Genomic DNA, 17,010 nt, shown 5'->3' on the forward strand with positions numbered 1-17,010 from the left:
CACCCACCCCGCGGCAGCGAGCGCACGATCAACCCGAGCGGCCCCCCACCCTGAAGCCCCACCCCACACGCGCGTGACACGCATCACGTTCACAGGCTTTCGCCGATGGATCGGAGGACTCACCCGCCCCTTGTGATCCGGTCACGGTTTGCCAATCCGCGCAACACCTTCGAATCACAGGTGCTGACAAGCCTTGACACACAAAAGTATATAGAGCCGCCCCGAACACCCAGGTAAACACAGGTAAGTTGAACGCAGAGAGCCACCGACCGGACCTCGTCGCCGGCAAGCTCAAGGTCGGATGGTGGCTCTCTGGAATCGACCCCTGCGTGAGAAGGAATCGAGATGTCTGATCCTACTGCGGCCAACCCCCGGCGCTCCGCCCCGGACGGACCCGGGCGGCGGCGCCGGAAGCGGGCCAAGGTGCTGCTCTGGCGCGCGACGCTGGGCGCGGCCAGCGGGGTGGGCGCGCTCGCCGTGACCGTGGTCGGGAACAGGCTCCTCCCACTCTTCTGAGGCGCTTGACCTGCGGATACGGGCGCCGGTTGTGCAATCGGGGCCCGTTCGCAGCCGCGGACGACGGAGGGTTGTCGGCTCCGCAGCTGCAGACCCAGGCCCGGCGGGTGGCCTTGGCCGCGGCGAGGTCGGTTTCGTGGGTCATGGGGTCCGCTCCTGGTCTCGGGTGATCTCGGCGGCGATGGCGCGCTGTTTGGCGGCGTCGGTGTGGTGGTCGTCGGCGACGGTCGGCTCGGCCGCGGCCAGCTGGTCGTAGATCTCGGCCTGGTCGAGGTGGGTCTGGGCCCATCGCCTGCGGGCAGCGGGGGCCTCCTCGGTGCCGGTGGCGGCGAAGGCGGCGTTGAACGCCTCGGTGTCGCGCGCGCACCGTGAACGCGCGCGCACCCGCCGCGTCACTGGAGCTGCCGGCGGCGTACCTTGACGGCGGGCCGTACATGGGTACGGGCGGGCGGTCCCCACGCCCTGACAGGGCCGCGTTCGTCCACCGAACCGGCGGACCCACTCATGCATGCGGCCTACGCGAGGATGCGGCGGCGTCCGCTGTTGACGACGCTGGACGGGGTGCCTGCGCAGAACGGGACCGTGTACTCACCGCCTGTCGCCACCTGCGGGAAGGCATGCAGCATCGCAGCACCCAGAAGGAGGCCGTCTTGACACCGGTGACCCGACTTCCGCTGGATGGCGGAGGCTACATTCTGGTCGAGGAACCAGCAGGTGTGCTGGAGGGACCGGTGAAGGCCGGCCGCCTCGGCGAGGCCATTGGCGAGCTGCCCAGGACGCTGCAAGAAGCACTTGCGCCGGTCACGGAGGCGGCTCGCGCCGCACTCGACCAACTGCGCAAGGCCCGTCCCGATGAGATCGCGGTCGAGTTCGGTGTCGACCTCGCCGCCCAGGCCGGGGCGGTGATCACCAAGAGCCAAGCGGGTTGCCACCTCAAAGTGATCATGTCGTGGAAGATGAAGGACCACACGGGTCGTCCTCCTCATCCAGACAAAGGGGCAGGCTGATCCGATGACCGGCACCGCGAAGACACCCGACGGCGGCATGGCGGGGAGCCTGCCCGCTGCCGTGGCACAGGTCCTCGGACCGGACGGAAAGGTCGCCGGGGCCGGCTTCCTGGTCGCCGACGGACTGCTGGTCACCTGCGCCCACGTCGTCGAGCTTGCCGGAGGAGGGCCCGGTACACAGGTACAGCTGTGCTTCCCCCACCTGGAGGGTGCCCCCCGGGTGGACGGGCTTGTCCTGACAGCGTTGTGGCGTGCCTCGGAGGACGAGGACGTGGCGGTCGTCCGCCTGAGCAGCACCCCTCCCGGTCTGAAGCCGTTGCCGCTGGGCTCTGCGGCCGGCTGCAGCGGCCACAGGGTGCGCTCATACGGGTTCCCTGCACAGGCCCCGCAGACGGGGCACCTCGGCTTCGGTGAAGCCGGCGATCTGCTGCCGCCCTCCCCCCAGCGGGGCATCCATCTGCAGTTGACCGACGCCAACGATCTCACCACCGGCTTCAGCGGCGCGCCGGTCCTGGACCAGGTGACCGGGCTGGTCATCGGCATGCTCACGGAGATCACCGCCCCCGACGGCCACCGACGGGGGCAAGGGATCGCCTACGTCACTGCCACGCAGACGTTGCGGGAGATCGTGCCGGAACTCGCGGTGCAAGAGGTGTGCCCCTATCGGGCACTGGAGCCCTTCACCGCAGAACATGCCCGATGGTTTCAAGGTCGGAAAGACGCGGTGCGGCAGGTGGTTGCGAACCTGGCCGGGCAACGGCGGCTGACACTGCTGCTCGGCCCCTCCGGCTCGGGCAAGTCGTCCCTGGTCCAGGCCGGCGTCCTGCAGGCGCTGGCCGCTGGTGAGCTGCCCGGCAGCGACCGCTGGCTGCCCGTCATCGCCCGGCCTCGGCAGAACCTGTTGGCGGAGATCGAGGGCGCCGGACTCCCCGGGGCGATCACGCAGGGCATCGCCGCCGCTGCCGGCCGACGGCTCTCGGCGGAGGATGGTTACGAGCGCGTTCTCCTGGTCATCGACCAGTTCGAAGAGCTGTTCACCCAGCCTGGCCATGGGCAACGGCAGGACGGCCTGGCCTCCATGGAACAGATCACCGCGGCCGTCGGCTCCCCGGTCGGGCTGAGCGTGATCCTGATCATGCGGGACGACTTCTACCCACAGCTGGCGGCTCTGGCCCCCGAGCTTCTGGACACCGCAATGCCAGGTCTCCTGAATGTGCCGGGCACCCTGAGCCAGCAGGACCTGTCCGACATCATCACTTTGCCCGCCCAGGACGTGGGACTCCGCTTCCAGCCGGGTCTGGTGGAGCAGATCGTCACGGATGTCCTGGCCGTGACCCCTGACATGGCCCGCCAGGCACCCGTCACGGTGCTGCCCCTGCTGGAGCTGGCACTGAGCCAACTGTGGTCCCGGCGGGAGGACGGCTACCTCACGCACGAGGCCTACCGGCGCATCGGAGCTGTCAGCGGAAGCCTGACCACATGGTGTGACAACGCCCTCAACGGGATGCCTCCCGAGCAACACCCGATCGCGCGGCGCATCCTGACCTCTTTGGTGCACCCGGAGGATCCCAGCCGCAACGTACCTGCCGTACGTGCCCAGGTGCCCCTCGACGAACTGCGCGACCTGGCGGCAGACCCCGACGATGCGGCCGACGGGCACGTCGACGACGTCATCGGCGTCCTGACCCTCCATCGCATCATCACCACCCAACTGCGCTCTCCTGAAGGACCCGATGCGCCTCCGGGCGAGCCGGTGGCCGAACTGGTCCACGACGCACTCATCCGTGAGTGGGGCACTCTGCGCGAATGGGTCGCCCAGGATCGTCTCTTCCATGAATGGTTCAACCGGACCCGTGAGCGGCGAGCCCTCTGGGCGGCGACATCCGACCCGGGAGAGCTCCTCAGCGGAGCAGCGCTCGACGCAGGGCTCGACTGGTCACGCGAATGGCGCCTGCCAGGCGACATCAGAGCCTTCCTCACGGCCAGCGAGCAGCGGCAGCAGGCCGTCATCCGACGCAGCAGGCGCCTCAACGCCATCCTCGCGTCCTTCCTCGTCCTCACGCTCCTCGCCGCGGCAGGCGCACTTTGGCAGTGGCGGACAGCCGTCGACGAGCGACAGGCAGCCCTGTCCCGACAGCTCGCTACCCAGTCCGGCACCCTCATCGACACGAACCCCGACCTCGCCTCGCTGCTCGCCATCCGGGCCTACCGCGCCAGCCCCACCCCTGAAGCCCACGCCAGCCTGGAAAACGCGGCAGCCCTGCCACTGAAGCAGCGCCTGCCGGGCCATACGGGTGAGGTCGCGGCGGTGGCATTCAGCCCCGACAAGCGCACCCTCGCCACCGCCGGCCAAGACACAACGGTCCGGCTGTGGAACCTGTCCACCCGGAAACTCCGCGCCACACTGCCCGGCCACACCGACAAGGTCTCCTCCGTGGCGTTCAGCCCCGACGGACGCACCCTCGCCACCGGCAGCGACGACAAGACGGTGCGGCTCTGGGACCTGGACGCAGAGGAATCCCGCGCCACCCTCACCGGCCACACCCAGGGCGTGACGTCGCTGGCCTTCAGCCCCGACGGCAGCACCCTCGCCACCGGCAGCAACGACGCCACCGTGCGCTTCTGGGACGTGATCAAGGAAGTAGGTATCTCCGAACTCCCCGTCAGCGACGATTACACCGTGACGTCGGTGGCTTTCAGCCCCGACGGAACCGCCTTCGCCGCTGGCAGCGCCGACACGATGGTGCATTTGTGGGACTTGCAATCGGGAGAAGAGCGCGCCGCGCTCATCGGCCACACCGATCCCGTGTTCTCGGTGGCCTTCAGCCCCGATGGCAGAACCCTCGCCACCACCAGCCATGACTACACATCGAAGCTATGGGACCTGACCACCGGGAAGCCCCGTGTCACACTGTCCGACCAACTCCTGCGTGAGGTCTCGGTGGCCTTCAGCCCCGACGGCAGCACCCTCGCCACGGCGGGCGAGGACAAGACGGCCCGGTTGTGGGACGCGAAAACGGGGAAGGCCCGTGCCGTTCTCAGCGGCCATACCGACGAGGTGACATCCGTGGCGTTCAGTCCCGACGGGAGCAGCCTCGCCACCGGCAGCGTGGACGCGACGGCGCGGTTGTGGGACCTGACCAGCGGATCTGCCCGCGCCCCCCTCAGTGATCACAGTGATCCCATCATGTCCGTGGCGTTCAGTCCCGATGGGGACACGCTCGCTACCGGCGGCGCCGACAAGACCGTACGGCTGTGGGACCTGGACACCAGGAAACCCCGGGCCCCACTGCCCGGCCACACCGACCAGGTGACATCCGTGGCGTTCAGCCGCGACAAGCGCACCCTCGCCAGCGGAAGCATCGACAACACGGCCCGGCTGTGGGATCTGACCACCGGAAAGATGCGGGCCAAACTCACCGGTCACCCCAACACAGTTTTGTCCGTGGCGTTCAGCCCTGACGGGAACACCCTCGCCACCGCCGGCGGGGACAAGAAAGTGCGACTGTGGGACGCGGCCACCGGAAAGCTCCGCGCCACTCTGCCGGACGCCACCAGCGGTTTGTGGTCCGTGGCATTCAGCCCCGACGGCCAAACCATCGCCGCCGGCGCCGATGACAAGACGGTGTGGCTGTGGGACGTCGCCACTCGAACAGCCCGGGCCCCACTGACCGGCCACACAGACACGGTGACATCCGTGGCGTTCAGCCCCGACGGGAGCACCCTCGCCACCGGCAGCACCGACAAGACAGTACGGCTGTGGAACGTCGCTACCGGCAAGGCAAGGGCTCCCCTGACGGGTCACACCGCCAAGGTCTATTCCGTGGCCTTCAGCCACGACGGGCGGAGCGTCGCCTCCGGCAGCAACGACTTCACGGTTCGGCTGTGGGACGTACACACCGGAAAGACCCGCGCCACCCTCACCGGCCACACCAACGCAGTGACGTCGCTGGCGTTCAGCCCCGACGGGCACACCCTCGCCAGCGGCAGCGGGGACACCACCGTGCGGCTGTGGAACGCGGTCCTTCCCGATCCCGAGGCAGCGATCCGGAAGATCTGCCAGGCCGTCCATCGCGATCTGGCCGCAGACGAACGGGCGTCCTACCTGTCCGGACAATCTGATGGGCACGCCTGCCCATCAGGCTGATACGCCAAGGTATGGAAGCGCGGGCACTTGGGTAAGCACGGTGGCCGGCCACCGGTTGTCACCGAGGACATGCTCCACACCGTGCTGCGGCGCCGCGTGCTCGCAGAAGATCTCACCCAACCGGAGGGGGAAACCGCGCGACTTGAGCTGCCGCTCACTCCACCTCCTGGGTCCTTGCGGTACTCCGGCACGATGGGTCACTTGCGGCGGCCAGAGCCCATCGGGCGTCCGAGTCGCACGGTTATGGCGTACGCCACAACCGTTTACGACGATATGCAGCATTTGCGAAAAAGTGATGTGCATCACATCGTTTGCAACGAGAGTGCGGCTTCATCTCCCCAACAGGTGTAGACCTCTACCCCCTTCGCGCCATAAGCGGAATCTACGTCGCCGATGTGAAGAGAGCTGCCTGCCTCCGGGGAAGGTCCCGGCCGCGCCTACAGGCCGATGCCGTACAGCGGGTTCAGCTCCTCGTCGAAGGCGGCGGCGCGGTCGTGGTAGCCGGCGAAGGCGCGGCGCTGGCCATGCTGGGTCGGCAAGCACCGCCCGAGCATGCTCAGGAACGGCCTCCTGGACCACGCCGGCCATCAGACGCTCCCCAGGTGCGGCGGCTCGGCGCTGTCCGGTCGGGAGCCGCGTCGTGGTGCGCTTCGGGCGTGGTTGGTACTCATGGGCCGCGGCCGCGCCGACGGTGACCTCGTCCACCTGGCGCAGCAGCCGTCCCACTTTCCCGGAAGCCTCGGCCTGGGCACGGTGCTCCTGTGCATCGTGCCAACGGCGAGCTGCCTCAACCGCTTGCACCAAGGCCAGCAGAAAGCCCAGTGCGGCCACCGCATCATTGCGGCCGACCGCCGCAGCGGACCGCGCGAGGAGCTGGTTGGACTCGCGGTAGAGCCTGCTCGCCTCACCCTCCATCGCCCGGTCGCCGGCGGCCCGCGCCGCCCGCTCGAACTCGTACGCCGCGTCCTTTAGCCGGTCGCGCACCATGCGCGGCGAGATGACCGCAGCGATGACGATCAGGTCGCCGAGCGCGGCGACATCTCCGGCTCCCTGGTTCAGTCCGCCCGCGCCCAGGTGATCCGCGGCCGCGCGCACGCGCCGCTCCGCCTCCTGCCACATCTCCCTCGACGCGACCGTCGGCACGGACACCTTGCCGCCCGGCGCGCCCACGGGTCCCTGTCGCGAGCGGCTCCAGCGCGTGACGTACTCGAGGGCCTCGTAAGCCGCCTGCCCGCCGATGTGACGGCTCTGCTCGACGAGGTCATGGCGCAACCGGACAGCCGCTTCCTCGCGGCGGCCTGGCAGGCTCGCCCTACGGCCAGGCGTGGGCCAGGGCCGGTTCCGGCGCCGTCACCAGCGGGGCCGGGTGGCGGTCCGGGAGCCGATGCGACCCCGGAGTCCCGACGAGGGCGGCCCTGGCACGTCGGCGGTCGGCGGGCTCAACTCGCGTCCAGCGCGTCCAGACCCGCCGGATCCCGGTCGAGCGGGATCCGTTGCCGTGCCTGTTCCACATGTCGGAGCTGAGCTTCAGGCCGAGGTCGGAGACCGGCTTCGTCGTCGCGAACAGCTGGTCCGCCTCCGGCGCCTGGTAGAACGCCTGGAGGCCGCCGAAGCTCGTATGGACGTCCGAGGCCGTCGTCGAGACGGTGGCTCCGCCCGACGAGATCAGCTGCCCTCAGGCCGGGCCCGAGGGTCCTGAGCGGGCGACCGTGACGCGGTTCGCCGAGGTCCTGTGGGCGCAGCGGTTCGCCCTCGGTGACAGCACCGGAAGCCCCGTGTGGTCTGCGAGGGACGGCCCGGCTGATTCCTCGGCCTACGGCCAGACGTGGGCCAGGGTCGGCTCCGGGACGGGCGCCGGGGCCGGGGCCGGGGCCGAGGGGGCCGGGCGGCGGTCCGGCAGGGGGACGATCGGCGGGACCGGGGTCGCCTGGCCCAGGAAGACCCGGCGGACCACGCGCTCCGCCGCGTGGCCGTCGTCGTAACTGCAGAAGCGGGCGCGGAAGGCCGAGCGCAGCTGTGCGGAGCGCGAGCCCTGCCAGTGGCCCGTGGTGAAGATGTCCACCAGCTCGTCCTGGGTGCGGGCGATCGCGCCCGGCGGGCACGACCGCAGGTCGAAGTACGTGCCCCGGGCCGCCTCGTACGCCTCCCAGTCGTCCGCGTGGATCACGATCGGCCGGTCCAGCGCCGCGTAGTCGAACATCAGGGACGAGTAGTCCGTGACCAGCGCGTCGGAGGCCAGGCAGAGCTCCTCCACCGAGGGGTGGGCGGAGACGTCCAGCAGGCGCGGGTGGGGCTCCCACGGGCGGTCGGAGTCCGCGTACGTCAGGTGCGTGCGGACGAGCACCGTGAAGCGCGGGCCCAGCTCCTGCAGGAGCCGCTCGAAGTCCAGGTGGTCGGGCCGGCTGCGGCGGTAGTCGCGGTGGGTGGGCGCGTACAGGATCGCCGTCGAGCCCGCCGGGATCCCCAGCCGCTCGCGCAGCTCCACCACGTCCGAACGGGTCGCCCGGTGGAAGACGTCGTTGCGCGGGTAGCCGTACTCGAGGGTGGTGTAGGAGGACGGGACGGCCTTCTCCCAGACCAGCGTGGAGTGCCGGTTCGAGGAGAGCAGGTAGTCCCACTGGTCGGCGCCGCGCAGCAGCCCCGCGAAGTCCGTGGTGGGGGTGGCCGCCGGCCGGTCCTGGAGGTCGAGGCCGACCCGCTTGAGCGGGGTCCCGTGCTGCGTCTGCAGCAGGACCTGGCCGGGCCGCTTGACCAGCGCACGGTCGAAGTTGACGTTCGTGACCAGATATCCCGCCCGGGCCAGGGCGCTCCAGTACGCCGCCGAACCCGGCCGCAGCGCCACCGTCTCCCGCGGGAGCGTCGCCGCGTGCGCCGGGTCGCAGATCCACGCCGTCCGCATCCCGGGCGCCAGTTCCCGCAGTTTGGCCTCGATCGCCGCCGGGTTGCAGGCGTAGCCGCCGTGCCAGTACGCGGAGAAGACCGCGAGCTCCGGGCGCAGCGGAAGCAGCCGCTGGATCCGGTAGTGCAGCCGCAGCGCGGACTCCCCCAGGCCCCGCCGCAGCGCCGAGGCGGCCCGGCCCAGCGCCAGTCCCGCCGAGCGCAGCTCCGACAGCAGCCGGTAGCAGCGCCGGGCGCCCAGCCGCATCAGGGCGTGCCGGATCCGGTCGGTCCGCGACAGGGACAGCGGCAGCGAACTGCGGGCGCCCGGGGCGCGGTGGCGGCGCAGCAGGGCGGAGGCGCGGGCGAAGAACTCGGCCCGGCTGGCGCGCGGGAGGCGGCGCGTGTCGGCGTGGACGGCGCAGAAGTGCTCGGCCATCCGGCGGTGCAGGGTGGAGCGCCAGCGCTCCAGCTCGGGGCGTCCGGCGAGGTAGCCGAAGACCCGGTCGTACTGGTCGAAGATCTCCAGGTGGCGGGGGGTGGAGGTGGTCAGGATCGATCCGGTGCGCCGCTGGCGGTAGTGGACGCAGACCCGGTCCAGCACGGCGACCGACTCCGCCGCCAGCAGCGCCGGGTAGGTCCAGGGGACGTCCTCGTACAGTCCCGGCGGGAACGCGAGGCCCTCGCGTTCGACGTACTCACGGCGGTACGCCTTGTTCCACACCACCATCAGCATCGCGAGCAGGGCCGGGCGGTCGGCGAGCCGGAAGCTGGCCGGGCCCTCCTCGGACAGCCGGTGCGAGAGCCGGTTGCGCACCACTTCCCCGGACCAGTAGACGCGCGCGTAGTCGTAGATCAGGACGTCGGGGGAGCCGGTGGCCTTCAACCGGTCGGTGAGCGCCTGCAGGGCGCCCGGGACGAGGGTGTCGTCGCCGTCGAGGAAGATCAGGTAGTCGCCGGTGGCCCGGGCCAGGCCCGCGTTCCGGGCCGGTCCCAGCCCCAGGTGGTGCGCGAGGTGCAACGCGGTCACCCGCGGGTCGCGGGCCGCGTACTCGTCGATGATCGAACCGCAGGCGTCGGGGGAGGCGTCGTCGACCGCGATCAGTTCCAGGTCCGGGCAGGACTGCGTCAGGACCGACTCCAGACTCTCCCCGAGATAGGCCTGGACCTTGTACGCGGGCACGATGACGCTGAACCGGGGCACGGGACATCCAGGGGTCGGCGCGGGCATGTCGCCCTGGAACCCCCGGCGTGGCGATCGGGTTACGCAGCGTGTGGCATTCGGGTTACGGAGCGTCAACGCCCCACGTCGGGCCGGGACGCCGCCCGGGACCGGGCTACTTGACCGCGCCGGCCATCACCCCCGAGACGAACTGCCGTTGGAAGGCGAAGAAGACGACCAGCGGGACCACCATCGACAGGAACGCGCCGGGCGCCAGCACGTCGATGTTGTTCCCGAACTGCCGAACCTGCTGCTGGAGGGCGACCGTGATCGGCGGACGCGCCGAGTCCGCGAAGACCAGCGCCACGAGCATGTCGTTCCACACCCACAGGAACTGGAAGATGCCGAGCGAGGCGATCGCCGGGCCGCCCAGCGGCAGCACCACTCGGGTGAACAGCCTCAGTTCACCCGCCCCGTCGAGGCGGGCCGCCTCCAGCAGCTCGCGCGGGATCTCCGCGAAGAAGTTGCGCAGCAGGAACACCGCGAAGGGCAGCCCGAAGGCGGTGTGGAAGAGCACCACGCCCGCCGTGGTCTCGAACAGCCCGATGGTGCCGAAGAGTTCCGAGACCGGGATCAGCGCCACCTGCACGGGTACGACGAGCAGCCCGACGACGACGAGGAAGAGCCAGTCCCGGCCGGGGAACTCCAGCCAGGCGAAGGCGTATCCGGCGAACGCGCCGAGGGCCAGCACGAGCAGGGTCGCCGGCACCGCGATCGCGAACGTGTTCAGCAGCGAGGAGGTGATCGTCTCGTTGGCCAGCAGCCGCTCGTAGTTCTCGGCGGTCAGCCGCGAGGGCGCGCCGAACACCTGCCACCAGCCGCCGTCGTTGAGATCGGTCGGGGAGACCAGCGAGGAGACCAGCAGGCCCAGGGTGGGCAGCAGCCAGAAGAGCGCCGCCACGACCAGGAAGACGCGCACGGCCCCGCCGGCCAGCCGGCTGACGGCCCGCCCGGCCAGGCCGCCCCCGGGGCGCGCGGCCCCTGCAGCCGGCCGCGGGGCCGGCCCCGCGTGGGCGTCGGTGGCGGCGTCGGAACGGGTCATCGGGCCCCCTCCTTCCGCAGACGGCGGATGTTCACGAGCATCACCGGAATCACCAGCACCAGCAGCAGCACGGCGATGGCGCTGCCCAGTCCCGGATCGGCGTCGGTGCCGAAGGACGTCCGGTACAGCTGGAGCGCCAGCACGTTCGCGTCGTCCTGGACCGCGCCGGGCGCGATCACGAAGACCAGGTCGAAGATCTTCATGACGTTGATGACGAGCGTGACGAGCACGACCGCCAGCAGGGGAGCCAGCAGCGGGACGGTGATCCGCCGGAACACCTGCCACTCGTTCGCCCCGTCCACCCGCGCCGCCTCCAGCAGTTCGCGCGGTACGGCCGCCAGCCCGGCCCCGATCAGCACCATCGCGAACCCGGCCCACATCCACACGTACGCCCCGATGACAGCCGGGGTGACGAGCGCCGGGCCGAGCCACTGGACCCCGCCGTACGCCTCCCGGAAGTTCACTGCGGGCAGCCGCAGCAGGGCCCCGTCGGCCTTCGCGGACAGGGTGAAGGTGCCGTCGGCCCGGGCCGTCGCCGCATCGACGACCCGGCCGTCCCGGACCGCCTCGATCCGCATGCCGGCGAAGCCCTGCTCGCTCGGGTCGACGACGTTCGTCGCGCCGCCCCCGCCCCGGGTGAAGTCCTGCCAGACGGTGCCGGTGACCTCCCCCGGCACGGCCGCCGGGGTGCCCGCCGTACGGGTCCCCCCGGGCAGCGACTCCGGGGCCACGCCCACGAGCGGGAGCAGCACGGGAACCCCGGTGCGCACCGGCTTGCGGGTCACGAAGGCGCCCCCGCCCGCGTCCGCCAGCGGCGAGTCACGGCCCGGCCGGGCCTTGGGGAAGGCCGAGGACTGCGCGAAGGTGTCGTGGACGCCGACCCAGACCGCGTTGGCGACGCCCCGGTCGGGGTCGTGGTCGTAGACGAGCCGGAAGATGATGCCCGCCGCCAGCATCGAGATCGCCATCGGCATGAACACCAGCAGCTTGAACGCCGTTCCCCAGCGCACCCGTTCGGTGAGCACCGCGAAGATCAGCCCGAGTGCGGTGGCCGTGGCCGGGGCGAGCACCACCCACACCGCCGTGTTCGTCAGGGCGGTGCGGATGCCGTCGTCGGCGAAGATCTCCCGGTAGTTGTCGCCGCCGACGAACACGTCGCCGGAGCGGTCGAAGAAGCTGCGGTAGAGGGAGTAGCCGATCGGCTGCACGACGAGCGCGCCGAGCAGCACGAGGGCCGGCAGGAGGAACGCCGCCGCCACCAGGCGGCGGCGCCGTGCCTCGGCGGACGGGCCGTGCGCGGCGGAGGCCGTCACGGGATCAGTTCCCGTAGGCCTTGGCCGCGTCCGCCTCCAGTTTCGCCTGGGTGCCCGCCACGTCGGAGGGGTTGGCCAGGAAGTCCTGCAGCGCCTTCCACTCGCCCGCACCCGGGGTACCGCCGAAGGCCGCGGGTGCCTGGTCCGACATGTCGAAGCGGAAGTCGTCGCCCGCGGCGATCAGCGACCTGGCGATGCCGCGCTGGATGTCGTTCGGGTAGACCGCCGGGTCGACCGACTTGTTGGGGGAGAGGAAACCGCCCTCGCGGGCCTGGATCTGGGCCGCGTCCGGCGACGCCAGGAAGGTCAGCAGCGCCTGCGCGCCCTTCGACGGCTTCAGCGCGACGGCCACGTCACCGCCCGAGACCACCGGCGGCTTCGCGCCGACCGCCGGGAAGGGGAAGACGAGGGCGTCCTCGCCGATCTTCGCCTCGGTCTGCGCGATGTTCACCGCGACGAAGTCGCCCTCGAAGACCATCGCGGCCGCCGGCCGGTCGCCGCCCGTGAAGGTCTGCGTCACCGACTTCGGGAACTCGGTGGCCAGCGCCCCGCTCGTGCCGCCCGCCAGGAAGTCCTTGCGTCCGAACAGCTCGCCGAGCGTGGTCAGGGCCTGCTTGACGCTGTCGTCGGTCCACTTGATCTCGTGCTTGGCCAGCCGGTCGTACTTCTCCGGGCCCGACTGGGAGAGGTAGATGTTCTCGAACCAGTCCGTGAGGGTCCAGCCGTCCGCGCCCGCGACCGAGACCGCCGGGGTGCCCGAAGCCGACAGGGTGTCCGCCGCGGTGATCAGTTCCTTCCAGGTCGTCGGCGGTGTGACGCCCGCCGCCTCGAACGCCTTCGCGTTGTACCAGATCAGCGACTTGTTGGCGGCCTTGTAGTAGACGCCGTACTGGGTGCCGCCGACCGCGCCCAGCGACTTCCAGCCCGCCGAGTAGTTCTTGTCCAGCTGCGCCTGCGCCTCCGGGCCCACCGGCTGCGCCCACTTGTTCTGCACCGCCGAGACCAGCGCTCCGACCTGCGGCAGCAGCGCCACGTCCGGCGGGGCCCCGCCGGCGATCTTCGTGCCGAGGAAGGTGACGATGGGGTCCTGGGCCGGGACGAAGGTGACGGTGGCACCCGTCCGCTTCTCGAACTCCTTGAGGACCTTGGTGAAGTTCTCCTGCTCGGGGCCCGTCCAGACCGCCGCGACCTGGAGCTTCTCGCCGTCCAGCCTCGGTAACTGCACCCCTGGCGAGGCCGTGCCGCCCCGGGGCGGCCGGGGCTCCTTCTCGGCGTCGCCGCCGCACGCGGTCAGCGCGAGTGCGCCCGCCGCGGCCAGCGCCGCCCACCTGAGATGCGTACGGCTCGTTCCGTGCTCGCGCATGGCTCTGCCCCCGATACCCGTGGTGTGTCCCGGACCACAAGGTCTACGCCGACCCGCGCGGCCCCGCAATACCGCGTCGTGGTGACGGGCGCGAGGCCGGGCTGACTCAGGGAGCCGGCGGGAACAGCACGGGTATCGCCGAGACCAGGTGCGCGGCCCGGTCCAGGGCGCTCGCCAGCAGCGCGAGGTCGGTCGGTCCGTTGCCCAGCTCGCGCACCGGCCTGCGGGCCGGCGGATCGCCCATCCGCTCCCACTCCACGGGGACCACCGTCGGCCGCAGGGTCGCCGTCCGGGGGATCCGCCCGGTGACCCGGCCGGCCTGGAACGGGACCGTACGGCCGTCCGCGAAGCGCAGCACGCCGCGGCCGGGCCCCGGCTGGTCCGGCGCCTCCAGCTCCACCCGCAGGGCCGCCATCCGGGCCGGACCGGTGTCGGCCGTGCGGTCCGGGCGGGAGGTGCTCGCCACCAGGTGCACGCCGAGCCGGGCGCCGTCCCGGGCCACCGCCTCCAGCGCCCGGACCACCGAACCGGCGGCGGGGCGGCCGGCACTGCCCAGCCCGGGCGCGACCAGCGCGTCGAGGTCGTCCACCAGCACCACCAGGCGGGGCAGCGGGCTCGGGCCGACCGGATCCGTACGGGTGGCCGCGGCGCGCAGCCGGAGCGTCCCCGTCCGTACGGGCTCGCCCTGGCCGGGCCGGCCGGCGGCCGGGCCGCCGTCGCCGCGGACCTCGCCCGGGGCGGGCCGGCGGGGCGCCACCATCCGGCCGGACACCTCGCGCTGGGCGTGCCACTCGGCGAAGGGCACGCCGTCCAGCAGCTCGGCGCGCCGCTTGAGCTCCGCGCCCAGCGCCTGCGCGAACTCCCGCATGCGCAGCGGATCGGAGGCGACCAGGTGGGCGGAGACGTGGGGGAGCTCGGTGCAGGGCAGCAGTCCGTCGCCGCGCTCGCCGCCGGCCCCGTCGAGGAGGACCAGCCCGAGCCGGTCGGGCCGGGCGCCCGCGGACAGCGACGCGGCCACCGACCGCAGCAGCTCGGTCCGCCCGCTCCCGGCGGGTCCCTCGACGATCAGGTGCGGGCCGTCGTGGACCAGCTCGGTGCCGACGGGGCCGCGCCGTCCGCTGCCCAGCACGATCTCGGCCAGGCCGCCCTGGCCCTGCCCCTGGTCGGTGGCGGCCGCCCAGCGGGCCATCAGGGAGGCCGGAGTGGCCCGGGCCAGACCCAGCTCGTCCAGCAGCCGGGCCGTGGCCGGCAGGGTGGCGGCCGTGGGACGGCTCGGCCCGCCGGCACTGCCGTCGGTGGGCCGCAGGGGCGCCAGCGCGCGGGCGAACCGCTCGGCCCAGGCCGTGGAGACGGCGTCGGAGACGGCCGTGGCGCCGGAGGGGACCGGCCGGCCGCCCCGGACCTCGAAGGTCCGTACGGCCGTGGCCACGTCCCCGCTGAGGAGGGCGACGGCACCGCAGTCCCGGAAGGCCGGGACGGCCGCACAGGCGGTCTCGTAGGTGTCGGAGACGGGGGAGGCGGGGGTGGCGGCCGGGGCCTCGGCGAGCGCCAGGACGTGGATCCCGGCGGCGGGGCCGTGCGAGGCGAGCCGGCCGGTGATGTCGCGCAGCGCGCCGGTGCCGGGGTCGCCGTCCAGGACGAGGAGCGTGTACGGGCCCGAGTGGGCGTCGGCCGCCTCGCGGACCTGTTCGGCGGGGGCGCTCGCCCAGTGCGCGCCGAGCGGGCCGTCGTCGAGGCGCCGGGTCAGCTCGGCCGTGCGGGCGGCGGCCTGGTCGCGGTCGTAGGCGAGGAGCAGGCGGCAGTCCTGGCCGTGCGCGGGCCGAACGTGGGGCAGCCAGCCCAGCCAGCCCCAGTCGCGCCGCCGGTCGGCGAGCGGACGGGCCCGGTCGGCGCTGACGAGCACGATCTCCAGCTGTCCGGGTGCGTGCAGCCCTGCGAGCTGGGCGACCACCCAGCGGGCGGCCCCGGACAGCCGGGGCCGCGGGCCGGCGATGCCGAGGGCGCCGACGGCGGGCAGGGACACCCGGCTCCCGGCGCCGAGCCCGACCTCCAGCAGCGCGTCACGGCCGGCCCGCCCGGACGTACGGGACCACAGGCGCCCGGTGGGCCCCATCGCGGCCAGCAGCAGCGCGGCCGGGTCGTCGGGGTGGGGTGCGGCGGCGGTGACCACGGTCTCCGGCAGGGCCTCCACGGCGTCCTCGCCGCGCACCCACTTGCGGGCCCACGCACCGAGGCCCTTGCGGCGGCCGGAGCCGGGCCCGGCACCGTCCGGTCCGGCCGCGTCGGGGGCGCCGGAGGGGCCGGGGGGTTCCGGGTGGGCCACGCCGGCCCCTGCGGAGGGCCGGGCGGCCCCCGCGGGCGTGTCGGAGGCGCCCGCCGCCGTGCCGGGGGCGGCGGCCGGCGCGGGCGGGGCGTACGCCCCGGGGCCGGCCGGGCCGCGGGCGCCCGCCGCCGTGCCGGGGGCGTCGGGGAAGGCACCCGCGGGGCCGTCGGCGGCGGGTGCGGCGAGGGCCAGGTGGCCCTCCTGGTCCGGGGTCACCGGCAGCGAGGGCGTGCCCGCGGGCGCCAGCCGCAGGGTGGACTCGCCGACCCGCAGCAGGGCCCCCGGGGGCAGGGCGACCGGCTGGGCCCCGACCGGGGAGCCGTCGAGGGTGGTGCCGTTCGTCGAGTTCAGATCGGCCACCGCGACCCGGCCGTCGTGGACCACCGTCACCGCGCAGTGCATCCGGGAGACGTCGGGGTCGTCCAGCGGGACGTCGGCGTCGCCGGACCGGCCCACCCGGATCTGCCCGCCGTGCAGCAGGTGCACCCCGCCCGCGTCGGGTCCGGCCACGACGTGCAGCTGGGGTGCGCCGAGACCGTCCTCGGGCAGCACGTCCGGCATCGGCGCGTGGAGCGCCAGCACCGCGCCGTCCACCAGCGGCGGCTCGCCCAGCACCCGCCGCTGGAGGTCGAGGCGCTCGGAGCCCGCGTACAGCACGACCGTGCCCCCGGTGTCGGGGCCGCCGACGGTGGCCGCGAGCCCGGAGGCGACCGCGGCCAGCGCGGTACCGACGGGCGCGGTGACGAGCACGTCACAGCTCGCCGGGGCGGTCGCGGCCTGGTGGCCGCTGCGCGACCCGAGGACGGTCAGCCGGATCTGCATCGCCGTCAGCGGTCCCTTCTGCGCGGTGCGCGGTGTGTGCGCCCGGCAGGGGACCCCGTGACATGACTGCCCGATCGCCCCCGCCCGGCACGGACGCGTCGTCCGGTCAGGTCTGCCCGGAAGGCGCGGCTCCCGTCCCGTGCCGTTCCGTACGGGTGCATCCTCGCACCTGTCGCGGACAACACGCCCGGCACCCGGCAAGAAATGATCTTGATCTGTGGCGGGGTGCGCCGGGGCCCGGTCCAATCCGGACCGCGAGCGGGGGAAACAAGGTGAAAATCGCCTCCGGCATACCCCGAAAACGTCACCCTCCGTACATACGTGCGGCAACCAACCTCCGGGGACCCGCGTCTTCCCGGGGGACACCCCCTAGAGTGG

General features: G+C 72.6%; 9 protein-coding genes. 3 read left to right on the plus strand and 6 right to left on the minus strand.

All coding sequences use genetic code 11. The annotated features are described in order from the left end of the window. Nucleotides 1-345 precede the first annotated feature (345 nt). Nucleotides 346-516: a hypothetical protein gene (locus IH80_RS44885; RefSeq protein WP_158943576.1), complete on the plus strand. Its 171-nt coding sequence runs from the start codon at nucleotides 346-348 to the stop codon at nucleotides 514-516. Nucleotides 517-657: 141 nt separating this feature from the next. On the opposite strand, the gene IH80_RS0122155 is transcribed toward IH80_RS44885, so the two are convergent. Beyond that, the gene (locus IH80_RS0122155) at nucleotides 658-900 is read right to left on the minus strand and encodes a hypothetical protein (RefSeq protein ID WP_158943578.1); all 243 of its coding nucleotides are present in this window, start codon (nucleotides 898-900) and stop codon (nucleotides 658-660) included. A 233-nt stretch (nucleotides 901-1,133) separates the two neighbouring features. Here IH80_RS0122155 and IH80_RS42575 point away from each other — a divergent pair, with 233 nt between their 5' ends. Both IH80_RS42575 and IH80_RS0122165 read left to right on the plus strand, forming a co-directional pair. Then, the gene (locus IH80_RS42575) at nucleotides 1,134-1,523 is read left to right on the plus strand and encodes a CU044_2847 family protein (protein WP_234432340.1); all 390 of its coding nucleotides are present in this window, start codon (nucleotides 1,134-1,136) and stop codon (nucleotides 1,521-1,523) included. Between the two features lie 37 nt (nucleotides 1,524-1,560). Beyond that, nucleotides 1,561-5,670 (plus strand): trypsin-like peptidase domain-containing protein, encoded by a 4,110-nt coding sequence (locus IH80_RS0122165; RefSeq protein ID WP_037880778.1) that lies wholly within the window; start codon nucleotides 1,561-1,563, stop codon nucleotides 5,668-5,670. Nucleotides 5,671-7,483: 1,813 nt separating this feature from the next. On the opposite strand, the gene IH80_RS0122185 is transcribed toward IH80_RS0122165, so the two are convergent. The 5 genes from IH80_RS0122185 to IH80_RS0122205 form a co-directional block, all read right to left on the minus strand. Next, nucleotides 7,484-9,751 carry a bifunctional glycosyltransferase/CDP-glycerol:glycerophosphate glycerophosphotransferase gene (locus IH80_RS0122185; protein ID WP_030962737.1) on the minus strand — a complete coding sequence of 756 codons (2,268 nt, stop codon included), beginning with the start codon at nucleotides 9,749-9,751 and terminating at the stop codon, nucleotides 7,484-7,486. Nucleotides 9,752-9,884: 133 nt separating this feature from the next. Beyond that, nucleotides 9,885-10,811, minus strand: a complete 927-nt coding sequence (locus IH80_RS0122190; RefSeq protein ID WP_030962738.1) for a carbohydrate ABC transporter permease — start codon at nucleotides 10,809-10,811, stop codon at nucleotides 9,885-9,887. Continuing rightward, on the minus strand, nucleotides 10,808-12,124 hold the full coding sequence (locus tag IH80_RS0122195; protein ID WP_051809748.1) for a carbohydrate ABC transporter permease: 1,317 nt from the start codon (nucleotides 12,122-12,124) through the stop codon (nucleotides 10,808-10,810). The genes IH80_RS0122190 and IH80_RS0122195 overlap by 4 nt, the downstream gene beginning before the upstream one ends. Nucleotides 12,125-12,128: 4 nt before the next feature. After that, complete coding sequence (locus IH80_RS0122200) at nucleotides 12,129-13,487, minus strand: ABC transporter substrate-binding protein (protein WP_051809750.1); 1,359 nt, start codon at nucleotides 13,485-13,487, stop codon at nucleotides 12,129-12,131. Between the two features lie 106 nt (nucleotides 13,488-13,593). Continuing rightward, nucleotides 13,594-16,632 carry an FHA domain-containing protein gene (locus IH80_RS0122205; protein ID WP_030962742.1) on the minus strand — a complete coding sequence of 1,013 codons (3,039 nt, stop codon included), beginning with the start codon at nucleotides 16,630-16,632 and terminating at the stop codon, nucleotides 13,594-13,596. Nucleotides 16,633-17,010 lie beyond the last annotated feature (378 nt).

Source organism: Streptomyces sp. NRRL S-378, from assembly GCF_000720645.1.
Taxonomy (GTDB): domain Bacteria; phylum Actinomycetota; class Actinomycetes; order Streptomycetales; family Streptomycetaceae; genus Streptomyces.